We start from the raw sequence: 16,567 nt of genomic DNA, 5'->3' as shown, positions 1-16,567 counted from the left end.
ATGAAGAAAAATAAAAAAGTACCCTTATTTAAATGTAATGTTATTCATAGCTTACCAGGTAGAGTAAGAATAGGTTGCAGAGCATTGAAATATTTAAAGGATTATGAAAAAAATATAGAAAAAAGAATAGCAAAAATTAATGTTATAAAATCTGTTAAAGTTAATATTTTAACTGAAAATGTATTAATAAATTATAAAAATGATATTGTAGATCAAGAGAATGTACTAGCTTTTATAGAAGAAGTACTATCTTACTATACAGTGGAAGCTCATAAAAAGGAAAGAGAAGCTTTTGCTAAAAAAACAGTAAAAGAAAGAGAAATTCAACAAGAATCTTTGCCACATATGATAAAAAGAATAGGAATTGCCACAGGAGCTTTAGCCTATTCTGTAATAAAAAAAGATGAAAATATAGGGTTACCCCTATATAAAAAGTTTACTACAGTACCAGCTTTAACTAGCTTATATTTATCTTATCCTTTCTTTAAAAGTGGAATTTCTTCTTTAAAAGAAGATTTAAGGCCTAATGCAGATGCTTTAACGGTGTCATCTATAATAGCTAGTTTATTGGCAGGTAATGGGGTATCTTCTTTAATGATAATTTTGTTATCAGACATTGCAGAGTTATTAACATCATATACTATGGTTCAAACAAGAAAGTCTATAGAAGATATGCTTTCTTTAAAAGAAGAATATGCTTGGAAACAGATAGAAGATGGATCAGTTTCTAAGGTGAAAATAGAATCTTTAAAGCCAGAGGATTTAGTTATAGTTCATGCTGGAGAAAAGATAACAGTAGATGGACAAGTAGTGTGTGGAGAAGCGGTGGTAGACCAATCTTCTGTAACAGGAGAATTTATTCCTGTTATAAAAAAAGAAAAGGATTCAGTTTTTGCAGGAACTCTAGTTAAAAATGGAGATATAACTATAAAAACTGAAAAAGCAGGAGATAAAACAGTAGTTTCAAGAATAGTTCATCTTGTGGAGGATGCTGTATATCAAAGGGCACCTATACAAAACTACGCAGATCAATTTTCAAGTTATTTAATACCCTTTAACTTTTTATTTGCAGGTATAACCTATTTAGCTACAAAGAGTTCTTCAAGAGCTTTAAATATGTTAGTAATTGACTTTTCTTGCGGGATAAGGCTTTCTACAGCAGCAGCATTCTCAGCAGCTATAAATACAGCTGTTAGAAATGGCGTACTTATAAAGGGTGGAAATTATATAGAAGCTCTGTCTAAGGCAGATACTTTAATATTAGATAAAACAGGTACACTTACAGAAGGCCGTCCAGAGGTTAAAACTATAATTAAAGCTAAAGATTATATGGATGAAAAAGAAATATTAGCTTTAGCAGCAGCGGCGGAAGAGGTTTCTAAACATCCTATGGCCGTAGCGGTGCTTAATAAGGCTAGAGCTTTAGCTTTAGAAATACCTAAACATAAAGATACTAAAAACCATATTTCAAGAGGTATAGAAACTATAGTAGGGGAAGATTTAATTAGAGTTGGAAGTAAAAACTTTATGATAGAAAATAAAATAGATGTTTCATTTATGGAAGAAAAATTAGAGAAAAACTTTACTACTGAACAAAATATAATATATGTATCTAAAAATAAAAAACTTCTAGGATCTATAATTATAGAGGATAAAATGAGAGAGAATATGAAAAAATCCTTAAATAATTTAAGATATCAAGGTATAAATGAAATGATACTTTTAACTGGGGATACTAAGGAACAGGCGGAAACTGTAGCTACAAAAATGGGAGTCGATAGTTTTGAAGCAGAACTTTTACCAGAAGATAAGGCGAAGGCTATTTTAAAACTTCAATCTAAAGGTTCAGGAGTAATTATGATAGGTGATGGAGTAAATGATGCACCAGCTTTATCTTATGCAGATGTAGGAATTTCATTAGGAAAAGGAACCACAGATGTGGCTATGGAGACTTCTGATATAACAGTGCAATTAGACAATCCTATGGTAATACCAGAAATAACAGTAATGTCTAAAAAGACTATGGATATAATAAGCGAAAACTTTGGAATAGTTTTAAGTATAAACTCTTTGGGGCTTATTCTTGGAGCTGCTGGAGTGTTACCAGTATTTTGGGGAGCAGTACTTCATAATTCTAGTACAATTTTTGTAATAGCTAATTCATTAAGATTATTCTTTTATAATTTTGAAAGGAGCATTTAGCTTATGGATAATCCTTCTATATATATAGCTCATAGAATGCATAATAGAATAAGACTAAAGCTATCTCATCCTATAAGAAATGTAGATAGAGTAAAAAAAGATATAGAAAATAAGCAGGGGATAGTATCCTTCGAATATTCAGAGATTACTCGTTCTATACTTATACATTTTGAGTCCTTAAAGATTGATATGGTAGAAATTATAGTAAGAGTATCTATAGAATACTCAAAAGAATATAATTTATCCTCTATAAAAGTTTTAAATAAAAATAATTGCAATAGTATGCCTAAAGGAGCTTATTATTCAGTAGGGGTAATTTTAGCATCCTATATATTGAAAAGTGTATCTCCTAGAAAAGGCGTGCATACAATTTTAAATTGGTTATCTGTAGGAAGCACAGCTAGTGCAATAGTAGAGCATGCTTTAATGGAAATAAAAAATAAAGGAAGTTTTGATCCAGAAGTAGTATCTGTAATGTATTTATTTGATTCTGTAAGAAAAGGAAATTATTTAGGAGCTGCTTTTATAACTTGGATAACTACATTTGGTAGGCATCTAGTAAATAGATCCTATGGAGGAATAGTTTTAAATATAAAAGAATTTGAAGAATCTAGAACTAAAGAAAAATATTATAATGTAGAGTTTGAAGAATATAGGAACATAGAAAATAAAATAGATTTAGTAAAAGAATTTGCATCTGAATGCATACAATGTGAAAACAATAATCTTTGCAAAAATAATGTGATGGTAAATAAAACTATTATGAAAAATTTTAGTAAGGATATAAGCTGTAACAGAGGACAAGCTATAAACAGATTTTTATTAAGCTAGCTATTAAAATAATATATAAAATTAAACAACAAAGGAGAGGATTCATATGTTTTCAAACATTAATAATGATCATATTAAGGGAGCTTTAGTAGGAGTAGGAGTTTGTGCTGCAGGATATTATGTTTATAAAAAAAGACAAACTCAAATAGATGATTTCTTAAAAAAACAAGGAATAAATGTAGCTTCTAAAAGCAATAAAGATTACTCACAAATGTCTTTAGAAGAACTAATGGAGACCAAGGAATTATTAGAAGATTTAATAGCTGAAAAAGAAATAACAACTTGTTCTAGTGAAGGATGCTGCGAAACAGTAGAAGCTGAATAATTTATTTTAGTAAAAAATTGATATTAAATTTAGAGAATGCCTTATAGAGTAGCCAATAAAAAGTCTGCTCTATGAGGTATTTTTGTTTTAAATAATAAATATTAATACCCTATTAGTAATTAAATAAATTTCATATAATTTATATTAAATTTATTTAATTCATAGTATTTTAAATAAAAGAAAAGTTAAGCTATGTTATAATTAAATCTATATGTTAAGAATAAATGATATATTTTAATACTAAATATATAAGTAGAATTAAGGAAATTATTTTATTAAAGGACCATTGTAGGAGATGAGGAAATGAATTTTACAGACATGTTAAAAAGGAACATAAAAAAATTAACCAAGTCTGATATTAAAGTAATAGTCTTAACTATCATAGTTATAGTTGGTATGTTAATGCCTAGTTCCTATATAAGAAAAGAAGCTATACATGGAAAGATTATAGAAGTAGAAAATAATGAAGGAGAAAAAAGGCAACTTTCGAGAAGTAAAGTAAAGGTGAAAATTTTAAATGGCAAATATAAAGATAAAGTAATAGATATGGACAATTTAGTTAGTGATAAGACTTATCATGAAACCTATGCAAAAAAGGGAAATGAGGTACTAATAAATATAGAAGAGGATAATAAAGATAACATAAAAAAAGCATATATATATGAAGTTGTAAGGTACAAATATTTGAAAGGAATAATTATATTATTTTTAGTTTTACTAAGTCTTTTAGGAGGAATGCAGGGGATACGTTCAGTTTTAGCGTTACTTATAACTACATATTCAGTTCTTAAAATACTTATACCATTAATAATGTCAGGATTTAATCCAATATTAGTTTCTATAATTATATGTATAGGAGTTAGTATCTTAAATTTACTCATAATAAGCGGCAAAAATAAAAAAAGTTTAGCAGCTATTATAGGAACCTTAGGCGGAGTCATGGTGGCAGGAATTATAGCTCTTATAAGCAGCAATATACTTCAAGTAATAGGCCTTACAGATGAAGAAGCCCAAATGCTTATATATATAACTGGAAATCCAAAATTTAATTTTAGAGGATTATTGTTTTCAGGAATACTTATGGGAGCATTAGGTGCAGTAATGGATATAAGTATGTCTATAGCATCATCTATGAAAGAAGTAAAAATAAATAATCCAGAAATAAGTAAAAAACAACTTGTAAAAGCAGGATTTAATGTAGGGAGAGATATAATGGGAACTATGGCTAATACTCTTATTTTAGCCTATGCAGGAGGAGCTATGTATACTTTGTTACTTATATCTTCCTATAAATTACCATTTGAAAGAATGCTAAATCAAGATGTAATGGCAGCAGAAATAATACAAGCTCTATGTGGTAGTATAGGATTAATATTTACAATACCTATAACTACATTAGCTGTAAGTTTAATAGGTATAGATAAAGAATAATTTAGGAGGATTGAGGATTCATGAATTTTAATTATCATGCAAATAATTAAGGGTATAGTTCATAAATTTTAGTTATAAATTAAAGTATTTAAAAGGGATGGTTCATGAAATTTAGTTATAATTTAAAATAATTAATAGTGATATTTAATTAAATTTATTTAAAATAGCATATCAAAATTAATTTTAAGGGGATAGTTTTTTTATATTAAAGAACTATCCCTAAATTATTACCGCTTATATAAAACATAAGACCGCTTATTGCTATTTTATAGGAGATAGAAAACAGTTATAATATAAAAAAGGATTATACGGTATAGCTGTAGGTGTATTTATAAATCAAGTTATTTTTGCAATTATAGCATTAAAGGAAGGGGTACAAGGATATGTGTTAGTATGATGTTTAATCAATTTATAATATCAGCTATACTAGGTTTTAAACTTGCGGCTTCATCTATTGTATTTGATATGGAACCTTGGAGTTTATTAAAGCAAACAATAGCTCATTTTATAATTTTTAGTTTTATATATTTTTCTATAGCTATTTGTGGAAGATAGATACCAAAGGGAAATATAGCAAGAATAAAGTATATTGTTTTATATGTAATGATATATATATAATAGCATGGTTTGTTTTCAAAGCTTACTGGAAGAGAAAAACTATAGAAATTAATAAAAAATTGGAACTGAGACATAAATAAAGAAATTTAGAAGAACTGCCATAATATTAGAGTTTTGAGGAAAAGTAAAGGTTATAGTAGAAATACATTAGATAAAGTAGTTTTATGTTTAAAATAGAAGATAACAAGAGAAAAATTAAAATAAATAAAAATATTTGAAGCTTATGGGCTTTAGAAAAATACATTTTAGAAAAATTTGTATTATAATTATTGGGGACATGACGACTTATATAATATAGTGTTATTTTAATTATTTATTAGAGCAATAAATATAGTATTAAAATAAAAAAATTAGGTCTATGAATTAGCGTATTTTTATAACCTTATTTTTTATTTTTTTATATATTTTTATATGTAATATATATCTAGTTAGTGAAAGGACAGGTAAAAGAAAAATGCATATTATAATTGTAGGAAATGGAAAGGTAGGTTACACTTTAGCAAAGCACTTATCTCAAGAAAATAATGATGTAATTGTTATTGATAAAAATGTTGAAGCACTTCAAAAGGCTATGGATAATCTTGATGTAATGTGTATTAAAGGCAATGGTACAAGAGTAAATGTGCTTAAGGAGGCTGAAGTTAGTAGAGCAGATGTAGTAATTGCAGTTACTAATAGTGATGAGAGAAATATGCTTTGTTGTTTAGCAGCTAAGAGATTTGGAGCAAAACATACCATAGCAAGAATTAGAGACCCAGAATATGCAGAGGAGCTTACAATGCTAAAAAGAGAGCTAGAAATTGATATGATTATTAATCCAGAAAAAGAAGCAGCCCTTGAAATTGCACAACTTATAAAATTTCCAACGGTATCTAGTGTAGAAAATTTTGCTCAGGGCAAAGTAGATTTAGTTAGTTTTAGATTAGGAAAAGAAGACTTTATAGCAGGAAAATCTATTTCTGATATTGATTTAAAAAAATGCTCTGTGTTATTTTGTGCTGTTGAAAGGGATGGCAGAGTATTTATGCCTACAGGTGATTTTATACTTAAAAGTAATGACAAGGTATATGTTATAGGAGATCACGAGAATATAATATTGTTTTTCAAATATTTAGGTAAACACCAGAATAAAATTAAAAGTGTAATGGTAATAGGAGGAGGAAGGATAACTTATTATCTTACTAAATTAATTAACAAAGTTGGTGCTAATATAAAAATAGTTGAGAAAAATTATTCTAAATGTAAAGATTTGAATGAAACATTACCAGAAGCCATTATTATAAATGGAGATGGTACAGAACAAGAACTTTTAGAATCAGAAAGTTTAAAAGATGTAGATGCTTTTATAGCTCTAACAGATAGAGATGAAGAAAATATTATAGCATCTTTATTTGCATTAAATGCTAATATACATAATGTTATAACGAAGATAACAAAGGTAAATTATAATCATATAGTTAAAAATATTGGAGTTGAAAGTGTTATAAGTCCTAAAACTTTAACGGCTAATAAAATAATTACATATGTAAGAGGATTGAAGAATAAAAAAGGAAGTTTTATTGAAAATTTATATAAAATAGTAGGAGAGCAAGCTGAGGCAGTGGAATTTGCAGCTAATGGTACTACTAAATGTCTAAATATAGCTTTAAAAGATATAAAGATAAAAAAAGGAGTATTGATTGCTGCTATAGTTAGAAATAAACATATAATAATTCCTAATGGGGAGGACTCTATAAGAGATGGAGATAATGTTATTATAGTAACAGAAGAAAATAATATAATGGATATTAATAATATACTAGAGGGAGGAAACTTGATATGAACTACCCAATAGTATTTAAAGTATTAGGAAATGTAATAAAATATGAAGCTTTAGTTATGATGTTTCCCCTTATAGTATCCTTCTATTATGGTGGCAAAGATGCCAATAGTTTTATAATAACTATTGGCATAATGCTGTGTACTGCAGTTATAATGTCAAATATTAAGTCTAAAAATAGAACTTTTTATGCTAAAGAAGGTTTTTTATCTGTTTCCATTTGTTGGATAGTTATATCTTTATTTGGAGCTTTACCATTTTATATAAGTGGAGCGATACCTTCTTTTGTAGATTGTATATTTGAAACAGTGTCAGGATTTACAACTACAGGAGCTACTATTTTAACAGAAGTAGAATCTTTACCTAGAGGAATATTGTTTTGGAGAAGTTTTACACATTGGATAGGTGGTATGGGAATATTAATATTTACATTAGCATTAATGCCTTCTATAGGTGGTACTACAATACATCTTTTAAAGGCAGAAAGCCCAGGGCCTACTCCAGGAAAAATTGTTCCAAGGATAAAAGAAACAGCCAAAATAATGTATTTAATATATTTTGCTATGACTATAATACAAATAAGTTTACTTTTAATTGCAGGTATGCCATTCTATGATACATTGATACATGCCTTTGGTACAGCTGGCACTGGTGGATTTTCTAGTATGAATAGTAGTGTAGGAGCATATAATAATGTGTATATAGAAGTTATAATAACAGTATTTATGATATTGTTCGGTGTTAATTTTAATGTATATTTTCAACTAATAGCAGGAAATATCAAACAAGCTTTTAAAAATGAAGAAGTAAAATATTACATAGGTATGGTATTGCTTGCTATGATAGTAATAGCCTTTAATATTAAAGGAATGTATGGAGGATCTTTAAAGGAAGGTTTTAGGCAATCATCTTTCCAGGTAGCCTCTATTGTAACAACTACAGGTTATGCTACTACTAATTTTGATTTGTGGCCAACCCTTAGTAAGTCAATATTAGCTCTATTAATGCTTACAGGATGTTGTGCAGGTTCTACCGGTGGGGGAATTAAAACTGTTCGTATAGTACTTTTGTTTAAAGCTATGAAAAGAGAAATAAATAAAATTATTCATCCAAGAATGGTTAATTCAGTAAAATTAGATGGTAAGGTTGTAGAGGATGAAACTATATCACAGGTAGGATTATTTGTATTTGCTTATGTTAGTATAATTGTAATAGCAGTGCTTTTAGTATCAGTAGATGGTATGGATATAGAGACTACACTTTCTTCAGTTCTTGCAACTATAGGTAATATAGGGCCTGGCTTCAAGGTGGTAGGACCTATAGGCAATTTTAGCAGCTATTCACCTTTTAGTAAAATAGTATTTTCATTTTGTATGTTGGCAGGAAGATTAGAAATATATCCAATGCTAGTAATGCTAAGACCTTCAAGAATGAGAAAAATATAATACAGTTTAATGCATAGTAATATAAAAATAACAGATGGGATATTAAGACACATTTAATTTTAAAAGAGCAATTATAAAAAACACTTTGTAAATTTTATTTATATGGTTACAAAGTGTTTTTTATATTAAAATTAAATATTTTTTATTTTGAGATATCCTCTTTTTATAATTCAGTTGTAATATTTAATAGATAACTATTAATTTATTTTACTAATATGGCAACTTAATTCATATTTATAATTCTGAAATATTTTTAGCCTATTCCACTATAAAATAATCCTAGTATCTAGTATAATGACAGCTAATGTTTAATGATAAATACGTATTTTTACAGTATTATAAATATGGGACCTAATTTTTTTAAGTTAACTTTACAAAAAAAGCAAAGGATCACTTGAAAATAAATTAAATATATATTTATATAGTGTTTTTATAATAATAGATTACCTATGATAGAATATAAGAAGATGTATATAATGTGTCTTAATTATAGGTGGAGTTTTATTAAAAATAATATATGTTATTATATGAAGCGTATAAGAATTTATTTATGCTCGTATTAATGAAGGCTTATATAAGGAGTACTACTAATAGGCTATATAGTATGAATTCTATAATTTTATAAAAAATRACATAAATATATTTAATAATAGAAAGCAAGGTATAATTGGAGGTGAAACTTATGTTAGATATATATTTTAATGATAAACAGCAAAAGGTAATAGATACATTAGATAAAAATATACTTCTTTTGTCTTCAGCAGGTACAGGAAAAACAAAAACATTAAGTAATAGAATAGGAAATATAATAGATAAAAGTTTAGCTTCAGGGGATGAAATACTTTGTTTAACTTTTACTAACAGAGCCTGCAAGGAAATGAAAGAAAAAATAATAGAAACAGTAGGAAAAGAAGGATTAAAAGTTACTGTAAAGACTTTTCATAGTTTTTGTTTTGATGTAATAAAAAAGGAAGCAAAAAAGAATACGGATATTTTCTTTGATTTTACTATATATGATGAAGAAGATACAAAGGAAATAATAAGTGAATTAAATCCATATAAATTTAATGTTTTTTGTCTCCAAAGATTTATAAATATGGTAAAAGAAAAAAGTATAAATTATAAAGAGAGAGATTATAAAGATGTTATAGACACTATGATAAAATATAATACAAATATATTTAATGATATATGTAAAAATGAAAAATATATGATAGATAAAACCTTGGTAGATTATTTAAAAATATATGGATACTTAATGGTAACAAGTTATGATAAAAAGCTATATGAAAGGCATGGATTGGATTTTAATGATTTAATAATAAAGGTTTATGATTTATTTCAAAATGATAGAATAGCTACATATTGGAAACAAAAATATAAATTTATTCATATAGATGAAGTACAGGATACTAGTGAAGTAGAATATAATATAGTTTCAAAACTATTTAAAAACAATAATATAATGATTAGTGGTGATTATTATCAGACTATATATGAATGGAGAGGATCTAATCCATCAATAATATTTGATAAGTATAGAAAAGAATATAATCCAGAATTTATAGTTTTTGATAAGAACTATAGATCTTCAGAAATATTATTAAAAGCATCTTATGAATTTTTAATAAATGCTTTTGGACAAGGTGTAAATGAAATATATAAAGAAGGTATAGAACCTAAAGCTAACATAAAAGGGGATTTAATAGAATTTAAGAAAGCTTATGATTTTATGGAAGAGGCAGCTTTCATATTTAATAGAATAAAATCTTTAAACCTAGAGAATCTTTCAAGAGTTGCTATATTAACTAGGAATAATAGAATAAATATAGCTTTAAGTGAAAAATTTAAAATATTAAATTCAAAGCTTCCAAAAGAAGAGAGAATAGGATTTCTTTTGGTGGATGAATTTAAGTTTTTTAGAAGAGGGGAAATAAAGGATGTATTAGCTTATTTAAAACTTATAGTAAATGATTTTGACAATAATAGTTTGAAAAGAATATTAAAAAAATTTGGAAAAGGTATAGGAGAAAAGACTATAGAAGAGATAGAAAAAGAAGAAAATATAAAAATAGGTGTAAGACTTACAGATTTAATTCATAAAAATACTCAAGAATATGGAGATTATTATGAGCTTTTAACTAGAGAATTAGATAATGAAAATGTAGTAGTTTTTGATGTGGAAAGCACAGGAATTAACACTACAGAGGATGAAATAGTGCAAATTGCAGGTATAAAAATAAACAATAAAGGGGAAGTTATAGAAAAATTTGAAAGGTTTTTGACGCCTAAGAAATATGTAGGAGATTCTTATTTAGTACATGGTTTTAGTGATCAATTTTTAAAAGAAAAGGGAGAGGATAAAGAGAGAGTTTTAAAGGATTTTTTAGAATTCGTAAAAGACACAGTGGTAATTGGGCATAATATAACCTTTGATATAACTATATTAAATAGTGAACTTCAAAGATTAGGTTTGGAAAAAGCAAATTTTAAAACCTATTATGATACTTTAGATATAGCAAGACGGTTTTATCCAAGCCTAACTAATCATAAATTAGAAACTCTAAGTAAGTTATTTAATACAGAAACAAAATCTAGTCATGATGCCATGGATGATATATTAGCTACAAAGGATGTTCTTATGGTTATGTTAAAGGAAAAAGTTGAACCTACCATAATAAATAGGATGGCAGTGTACGGAAAATATATTAAAAAATTTCAACCTATATATGAAGAGATAACTAATTTAAAAGAATTAAGTTATATAAAAAATCCAAAGGATATAATAGGAGAAATAGTTAATAAAACAAAGATAAAAGAAATATACAAAGACCAATATACTAAGATAAACAATTTGAGGGAATTTTTTGTTATAGCTAAAGAAATAGAAAATAAAGAAACATGCCCAAGAGATAATTTAATAGAGTTTTTAAAAATAACTTCTTTGTCCAATAGCGAATTAGATAGAATGCTTATAAAGTATCCAAGGGTACCAATAATAACAGTACACCAAGCAAAAGGGGCAGAATTTGATTATGTATTTTTGGCTGGACTTCAAAATAATATATTTCCAAATTATATGGCGGTAAAAGAAGGAAATGAAATAGAAGAGAAAAGACTATTTTATGTAGCTATGACTAGGGCAAAGAAATCTTTATACCTAAGCTTTTCAGAATACGAACATAATAGAAGAAAAGCTAAAAGTATGCTTATAGATTATATACCTAAAGATTATTTGAAGTATATTTAATAAATATTACTGAGATATTTATGATAAGAATTTCATAGAAAGTATAAAAATTAAAGATAATATTGAGAATAATTTATAGTTTAAAGCCACATTAAGAAAAATATAATCAAAATATTTCTACTTAATGTGGCTTTTTTATAGAATAATGCCTATAGACATTATATTCCTCTATGGGGTTATTTTTATTCATGAAAGACCTCCATAATTTTTATTTTTCATAAAAACTAACTAGATTTTTGCATAATAGTTTATAAAATTACCTTTCTAAAAGAATATATAATAGTTGCTTAAAACTATTCAGATAAACATTCACTTAAGCATTCTTCTATAATATCTTGTGTTAAAATTATTAAAGTTTCTTTAAGCATTAAATTCACCTCCTTATTAAGTGATTATTGGATTCAAGTGGAGTTTGCTTAAAAGAATTACTTTTTCTCCATTTGAACCTTAGAAGAACTTATCCAGGTGCGTAGCAGTGCTTATCTCTCACTTTGATAGAAGATGGGAGTATTAGCAATGGTAGCAATCGAATAAATTTTTACAATAAAAAAAATTATATATAAATACAAAAGCGCATAAATATATAATCTATAAAATATATTGTACTTTTGGTGAAAGGGTATCACATGTGAAATCATGCAATGATTTATTATAACACAACATTTTATGAATAACAATACTTATTTATAAAATATTGTTATTTAAAATGGTAAAGAAAATAAATAATTTAAGGAAATTGCGACTTAATAGCCTTTAAAGGTTGAAAATTAAAACAAGAAATACTTTTAGTCAATAGATAGCTATAAAAGTATTTTTTATTAGAAATATTAAACTAGAAATAAGTTGTTATAAATAGAAGTTGCAAACTAAGTAGGAATAGTAATGACTTCAGTAAGTTTATACAAAATAAAACTTGCTGAAGTCATTATTTTTATTTTATTAAATTTGTTTGCTACCGCAAATGATTTAAATATAATTTAAATTTCTATAAAATCCATGGGAAATATAGTCTTTTGACATGTTTCTCATCAATTTTTTAACGAAATTTTTTTGAAGCCCTTATTGAAAACAATATAAATATCTTAAATTTATTTATATTCTTATAATGATACAAATATCTTTAAAGAGTTATGCTAACTTTAGCCTATTAAAAAGAGGGATATGTGGTGTAAAAGACATTCGAAAAAGCTTAGAGATTCTTATTTGTTTTTTGAAAATATATTAAGAAAAAAATGATTGTTTGAACGGTCAGCGAGTTTCATTTTTTTCAATATATTTTAAGAAAAAACAAATTAGAATCTCTTAGAGAATTGAGTTGTCTTTCTAGACACATATCCCTTTTTAATAGGCTGTGGTATAACTTCCTTTACGGTACAATTTCCTTATTTAGCGAGAAAAGATGATATTATGGATACAATTATTATTAATATTAAAGATATATATATAATTAATCCTAAAGGTCTACCTGCATTTATAGTCCAACCTATGCCAAATCTTTTTTCTATAAATAAGGAAGGATCTTCTTTGTTATAGTAGATTGTATTACCAAATATCCAATGATTATCATCATCTTTATTTATAAAATTATTTATATTATCATCCTTATATTTTAATTTTAATTTGCTTCCACCTTGACCTATTTTTACTCCTAATATTATAGGTACTATTATCATAGATAAAGTAAATATTAAACTGAAATAAGTCATAGATTTATTGCTTATGTCTATAACTTTCATAATTTGAAAATTTATTATAGATAAGAATGTAATCATTGCTATAGTACTAAAAGTTATATAAATAGATAGAATACGTCTGAATAATTTATTTCTTATTTTTGATTCCTTAGGATTAACAGCACTTATTTGTTTTTTAGACCATCCTATAATTTTATAACATAAAAAGAATATACTAGTCATAAGGATCTCCATTAATGGCATTTGATATATTAAAAAAGTAGACTTATTTTGATATCCATTTATATTACCTCTAAAGTCCCAATGAGTAGCTACTTTATTAGGTAAACTTGGGTATATCTTTATATTTATAAATATAGTAATTAAAATTATTACAATAGGAATTAAAAACCACCAGGGGCTAATTAAACTTTTATTAGGATTTTCAGAAGAAAATTCAGTATCTACAGCAATTACTTGTTTTTTATTTTTGAACCAATGCTTATTAGATTTTAATTGTTTTACATCCTTATTGAATTTAAGATATATCAAAAAGCTAATAAATATATATATAAATGTAAATAACACAAATAAACCTATATTGTTAAATTTATATACTGTAAAGGATAAAAGAAAAATTACAGGTAAACTTATTATTATATTCCATAGAACAAAGCTTTTATAAATATTTTTAATTTCAATTTTTTCTGATTCCTCTTCAGGAATTCTAACTCCTAAAAAAATATCTTTTCTTGTAGTTTTAGGGGTTACAATTTGAATAATCAGTAATAATAAATTACAAGAACCTAATAATATAGATAAAAATAAATTTTCACTCATAGATATTCACATCCTTACTCATATTCTTTTAATATGTCTTCGCAAAATTTCACAAATTCTTCTTTAGAAAAACCTCTACAATGAGCATCTGCAGTTATATATTTAAGCTCCTCTTTAAGACTATTTTTATATTCAGCAGTTTTTGTTGGTAAGTTACTACTTATAACTGCTCCAACTCGTCTGTCTATGGTTACATAACCTTCTGATTTTAAGATATTATAAGCTTTGTTTACAGTATGAAGATTTATACCTATATCTTCAGCTAGTTGACGAACTGAAGGTAGTGGAGAACCGGGGTTTAAATAACCTTTAGCTATACCTTCTATTATTTGTCTTTTAAGTTGCTCATAGATAGGTATTTGAGATTCAAAATCTATTTGTAAAATCAATAATAATCACCACCTATTATATAAGTTATATCTGTTATATATATTATATTACATGCATTCTAAAAGTAAAATATTAAAAATACGAATAATAGGTTAAAAAATGCTAAATTTCAATATTTCTTTAATACAGATTAGGTATACTAATAAATATAAATATTTTTATCTTTATCCATATTTATATTTCTAAACATATACTTTTTTAACTCAATTATGTATATAGAATACAATATTATTAATTATATTTTTAAAAGTTTACAATAATATAATGTGAATAAAAAAAAGTTTCTCTTATATAAATAGTACATAATGTGAACTTTAAATAGGAAACAATGTACATTTATAAGAGAAACTTTTTTGTGTTTATTCATTTGATATAATTTTAAGTATGTTGTTTATTAAAATTTTTAATTATTTATTATTGGCTTTATGGGGTTATTATTTATAACAATATTTTAAATCTTGATAGTGGCTTTTTAATGGTATTATTTAACATAAACCATGTTGCCAATTCTAGCTGTTATAGGCTTGGACCATAACCATTTATTAGTGGCAGTATCATCAAAATAATATAGTGCACCTTTGCTTGGGTCAGATCCATATAAAGCTTCTTTAGCAGCTTTTTTTGATGTTTCTGTAGCAGGTTTATTTATCCAACCATTTAATACAGGTGTAAATTGATAGTATCCATCACTTTTCTGATAAATTACAGATGAAATACTGTCTGGAAATTGAGAACTTTTTATTCTGTTTATAACTACAGATGCCACAGCTACTTGAGCACTATAGGGTTCACTTTGAGCTTCAGCTGTTATAAGTCTAGCTAAAAGGTCTAAATCTGATTCTGTATAATTCACTATAGGCTTTGGTGTAGTTGGAGCTGGTGCTGGACTAGTATTACTAGAAGTTTTTCCAGGTAAATTCAAAACTTGTCCAGGATAAATTGTGTTTCCCTTAAGATTATTATTCTTTATAATAGAGTCTGAAGATACATTGAATAATTGACCTATCTTGTAAAGAGAATCACCAGAACTTACCTTGTAATCTGCAGCAAAGACTGGACTAGATAAACCTACACAAAAAGTTAGTGTAGCTAAAAGTGTTTTTAATGATTTGTGTTTTGTCATTAGTTAAATCCCTCCATATTGCCTCCCAGGTTAGTTGACGGGTTCGGGTTAGAGGTACCCTATTCCTAAGAGATTCACCCCAAAGATATCCCCGGTACTTCATAAAGAAGATTCGGCATGATTTGTTTATTAATATTTAGTGACATTTTAACAAAATTTTTAAAAGCTTGTCTATGCCAAAAATGTGGAATATGAGTAATATATGGGGTTATATACAATTATAAACCACATATTTTTTAAGATTTAGCCATAAAAGCATATTAATGTTAAAATTTAAAGCTTTAATAAAAATATTTATAATTTATATGGAAAAAATTAATTGTTTAAAACACATATAAATAATTATAAATGGGAAGATAACGTTTTAAATTTAAACATAAAACCTAGAAATAATATTATAGATTTAAAATGTTACATAAACTCAGAGCAAAAGGAAAGAATAACTAAGAAATTAAAGAATAGGAGAATATACTAATAAATACAAAAATAAATTAAACATAGCATTTATTTCAATAATAATTTTCATAATTTTTAAATTATTAGAGGGAATTAGATATAAATATAGAAAGTAATTATTATAATACTTTGTTAAATATAAACATATAACAAATTTATATGGA

General features: G+C 26.1%; 11 protein-coding genes and 1 riboswitch. Of the genes, 8 read left to right on the top strand and 3 right to left on the bottom strand.

Going from position 1 to position 16,567, the window contains the following annotated elements:
- The 8 genes from ACYUEW_RS17025 (at position 1) to ACYUEW_RS16990 (ending at position 11,921) form a co-directional block, all read left to right on the top strand.
- Positions 1 to 2,202 carry a heavy metal translocating P-type ATPase gene (locus ACYUEW_RS17025; protein ID WP_460277449.1) on the top strand — a complete coding sequence of 734 codons (2,202 nt, stop codon included), beginning with the start codon at positions 1 to 3 and terminating at the stop codon, positions 2,200 to 2,202.
- A gap of 3 nt (positions 2,203 to 2,205) precedes the next feature.
- A complete protein-coding gene (locus tag ACYUEW_RS17020) occupies positions 2,206 to 3,033 on the top strand; it encodes a hypothetical protein (RefSeq protein ID WP_460277447.1) in 828 nt (275 codons plus the stop codon).
- A gap of 46 nt (positions 3,034 to 3,079) precedes the next feature.
- On the top strand, positions 3,080 to 3,358 hold the full coding sequence (locus ACYUEW_RS17015; RefSeq protein WP_003486851.1) for a hypothetical protein: 279 nt from the start codon (positions 3,080 to 3,082) through the stop codon (positions 3,356 to 3,358).
- A gap of 303 nt (positions 3,359 to 3,661) precedes the next feature.
- Positions 3,662 to 4,789 carry a YibE/F family protein gene (locus tag ACYUEW_RS17010; RefSeq protein ID WP_003486849.1) on the top strand — a complete coding sequence of 376 codons (1,128 nt, stop codon included), beginning with the start codon at positions 3,662 to 3,664 and terminating at the stop codon, positions 4,787 to 4,789.
- Between the two features lie 393 nt (positions 4,790 to 5,182).
- Positions 5,183 to 5,344 carry a DUF3021 family protein gene (locus ACYUEW_RS17005; RefSeq protein ID WP_003486848.1) on the top strand — a complete coding sequence of 54 codons (162 nt, stop codon included), beginning with the start codon at positions 5,183 to 5,185 and terminating at the stop codon, positions 5,342 to 5,344.
- A gap of 517 nt (positions 5,345 to 5,861) precedes the next feature.
- On the top strand, positions 5,862 to 7,229 hold the full coding sequence (gene trkA / locus ACYUEW_RS17000; RefSeq protein WP_003486846.1) for a Trk system potassium transporter TrkA: 1,368 nt from the start codon (positions 5,862 to 5,864) through the stop codon (positions 7,227 to 7,229).
- On the top strand, positions 7,226 to 8,671 hold the full coding sequence (locus ACYUEW_RS16995; protein ID WP_003486844.1) for a TrkH family potassium uptake protein: 1,446 nt from the start codon (positions 7,226 to 7,228) through the stop codon (positions 8,669 to 8,671). Before trkA ends, ACYUEW_RS16995 begins: the two co-directional genes overlap by 4 nt.
- 682 nt (positions 8,672 to 9,353) lie before the next feature.
- Positions 9,354 to 11,921 (top strand): 3'-5' exonuclease, encoded by a 2,568-nt coding sequence (locus tag ACYUEW_RS16990; protein WP_460277444.1) that lies wholly within the window; start codon positions 9,354 to 9,356, stop codon positions 11,919 to 11,921.
- Positions 11,922 to 13,303: 1,382 nt separating this feature from the next.
- Here the strand turns inward: ACYUEW_RS16990 and ACYUEW_RS16985 are convergent.
- The 3 genes from ACYUEW_RS16985 to ACYUEW_RS16975 all read right to left on the bottom strand — a co-directional run bounded on the left by ACYUEW_RS16985 (position 13,304) and on the right by ACYUEW_RS16975 (position 15,947).
- Positions 13,304 to 14,434 carry a DUF1648 domain-containing protein gene (locus ACYUEW_RS16985; protein WP_460277442.1) on the bottom strand — a complete coding sequence of 377 codons (1,131 nt, stop codon included), beginning with the start codon at positions 14,432 to 14,434 and terminating at the stop codon, positions 13,304 to 13,306.
- Positions 14,435 to 14,448: 14 nt separating this feature from the next.
- On the bottom strand, positions 14,449 to 14,823 hold the full coding sequence (locus ACYUEW_RS16980; RefSeq protein ID WP_003486838.1) for a GntR family transcriptional regulator: 375 nt from the start codon (positions 14,821 to 14,823) through the stop codon (positions 14,449 to 14,451).
- A 482-nt stretch (positions 14,824 to 15,305) separates the two neighbouring features.
- Positions 15,306 to 15,947 carry a cell wall hydrolase gene (locus ACYUEW_RS16975; protein ID WP_460277439.1) on the bottom strand — a complete coding sequence of 214 codons (642 nt, stop codon included), beginning with the start codon at positions 15,945 to 15,947 and terminating at the stop codon, positions 15,306 to 15,308.
- Between the two features lie 4 nt (positions 15,948 to 15,951).
- Positions 15,952 to 16,075, bottom strand: a riboswitch (cyclic di-AMP (ydaO/yuaA leader).
- Positions 16,076 to 16,567 lie beyond the last annotated feature (492 nt).

This window comes from Clostridium sp. CTA-1 (genome assembly GCF_054768215.1).
The sequence above is the reverse complement of the archived record's forward strand: the minus strand, read 5'-3'. Positions and strand labels throughout refer to the sequence as shown.

Bases quoted from the DNA above. Each gene is read 5' to 3' on its own strand.
- ACYUEW_RS17025 (WP_460277449.1), top strand. From the start codon at position 1: ATGAAGAAAAATAAAAAAGTACCCTTATTTAAATGTAATGTTATTCAT.
- ACYUEW_RS17020 (WP_460277447.1), top strand. From the start codon at position 2,206: ATGGATAATCCTTCTATATATATAGCTCATAGAATGCATAATAGAATA.
- ACYUEW_RS17015 (WP_003486851.1), top strand. From the start codon at position 3,080: ATGTTTTCAAACATTAATAATGATCATATTAAGGGAGCTTTAGTAGGA.
- ACYUEW_RS17010 (WP_003486849.1), top strand. From the start codon at position 3,662: ATGAATTTTACAGACATGTTAAAAAGGAACATAAAAAAATTAACCAAG.
- ACYUEW_RS17005 (WP_003486848.1), top strand. From the start codon at position 5,183: ATGATGTTTAATCAATTTATAATATCAGCTATACTAGGTTTTAAACTT.
- trkA (WP_003486846.1), top strand. From the start codon at position 5,862: ATGCATATTATAATTGTAGGAAATGGAAAGGTAGGTTACACTTTAGCA.
- ACYUEW_RS16995 (WP_003486844.1), top strand. From the start codon at position 7,226: ATGAACTACCCAATAGTATTTAAAGTATTAGGAAATGTAATAAAATAT.
- ACYUEW_RS16990 (WP_460277444.1), top strand. From the start codon at position 9,354: ATGTTAGATATATATTTTAATGATAAACAGCAAAAGGTAATAGATACA.
- ACYUEW_RS16985 (WP_460277442.1), bottom strand. From the start codon at position 14,434: ATGAGTGAAAATTTATTTTTATCTATATTATTAGGTTCTTGTAATTTA.
- ACYUEW_RS16975 (WP_460277439.1), bottom strand. From the start codon at position 15,947: ATGACAAAACACAAATCATTAAAAACACTTTTAGCTACACTAACTTTT.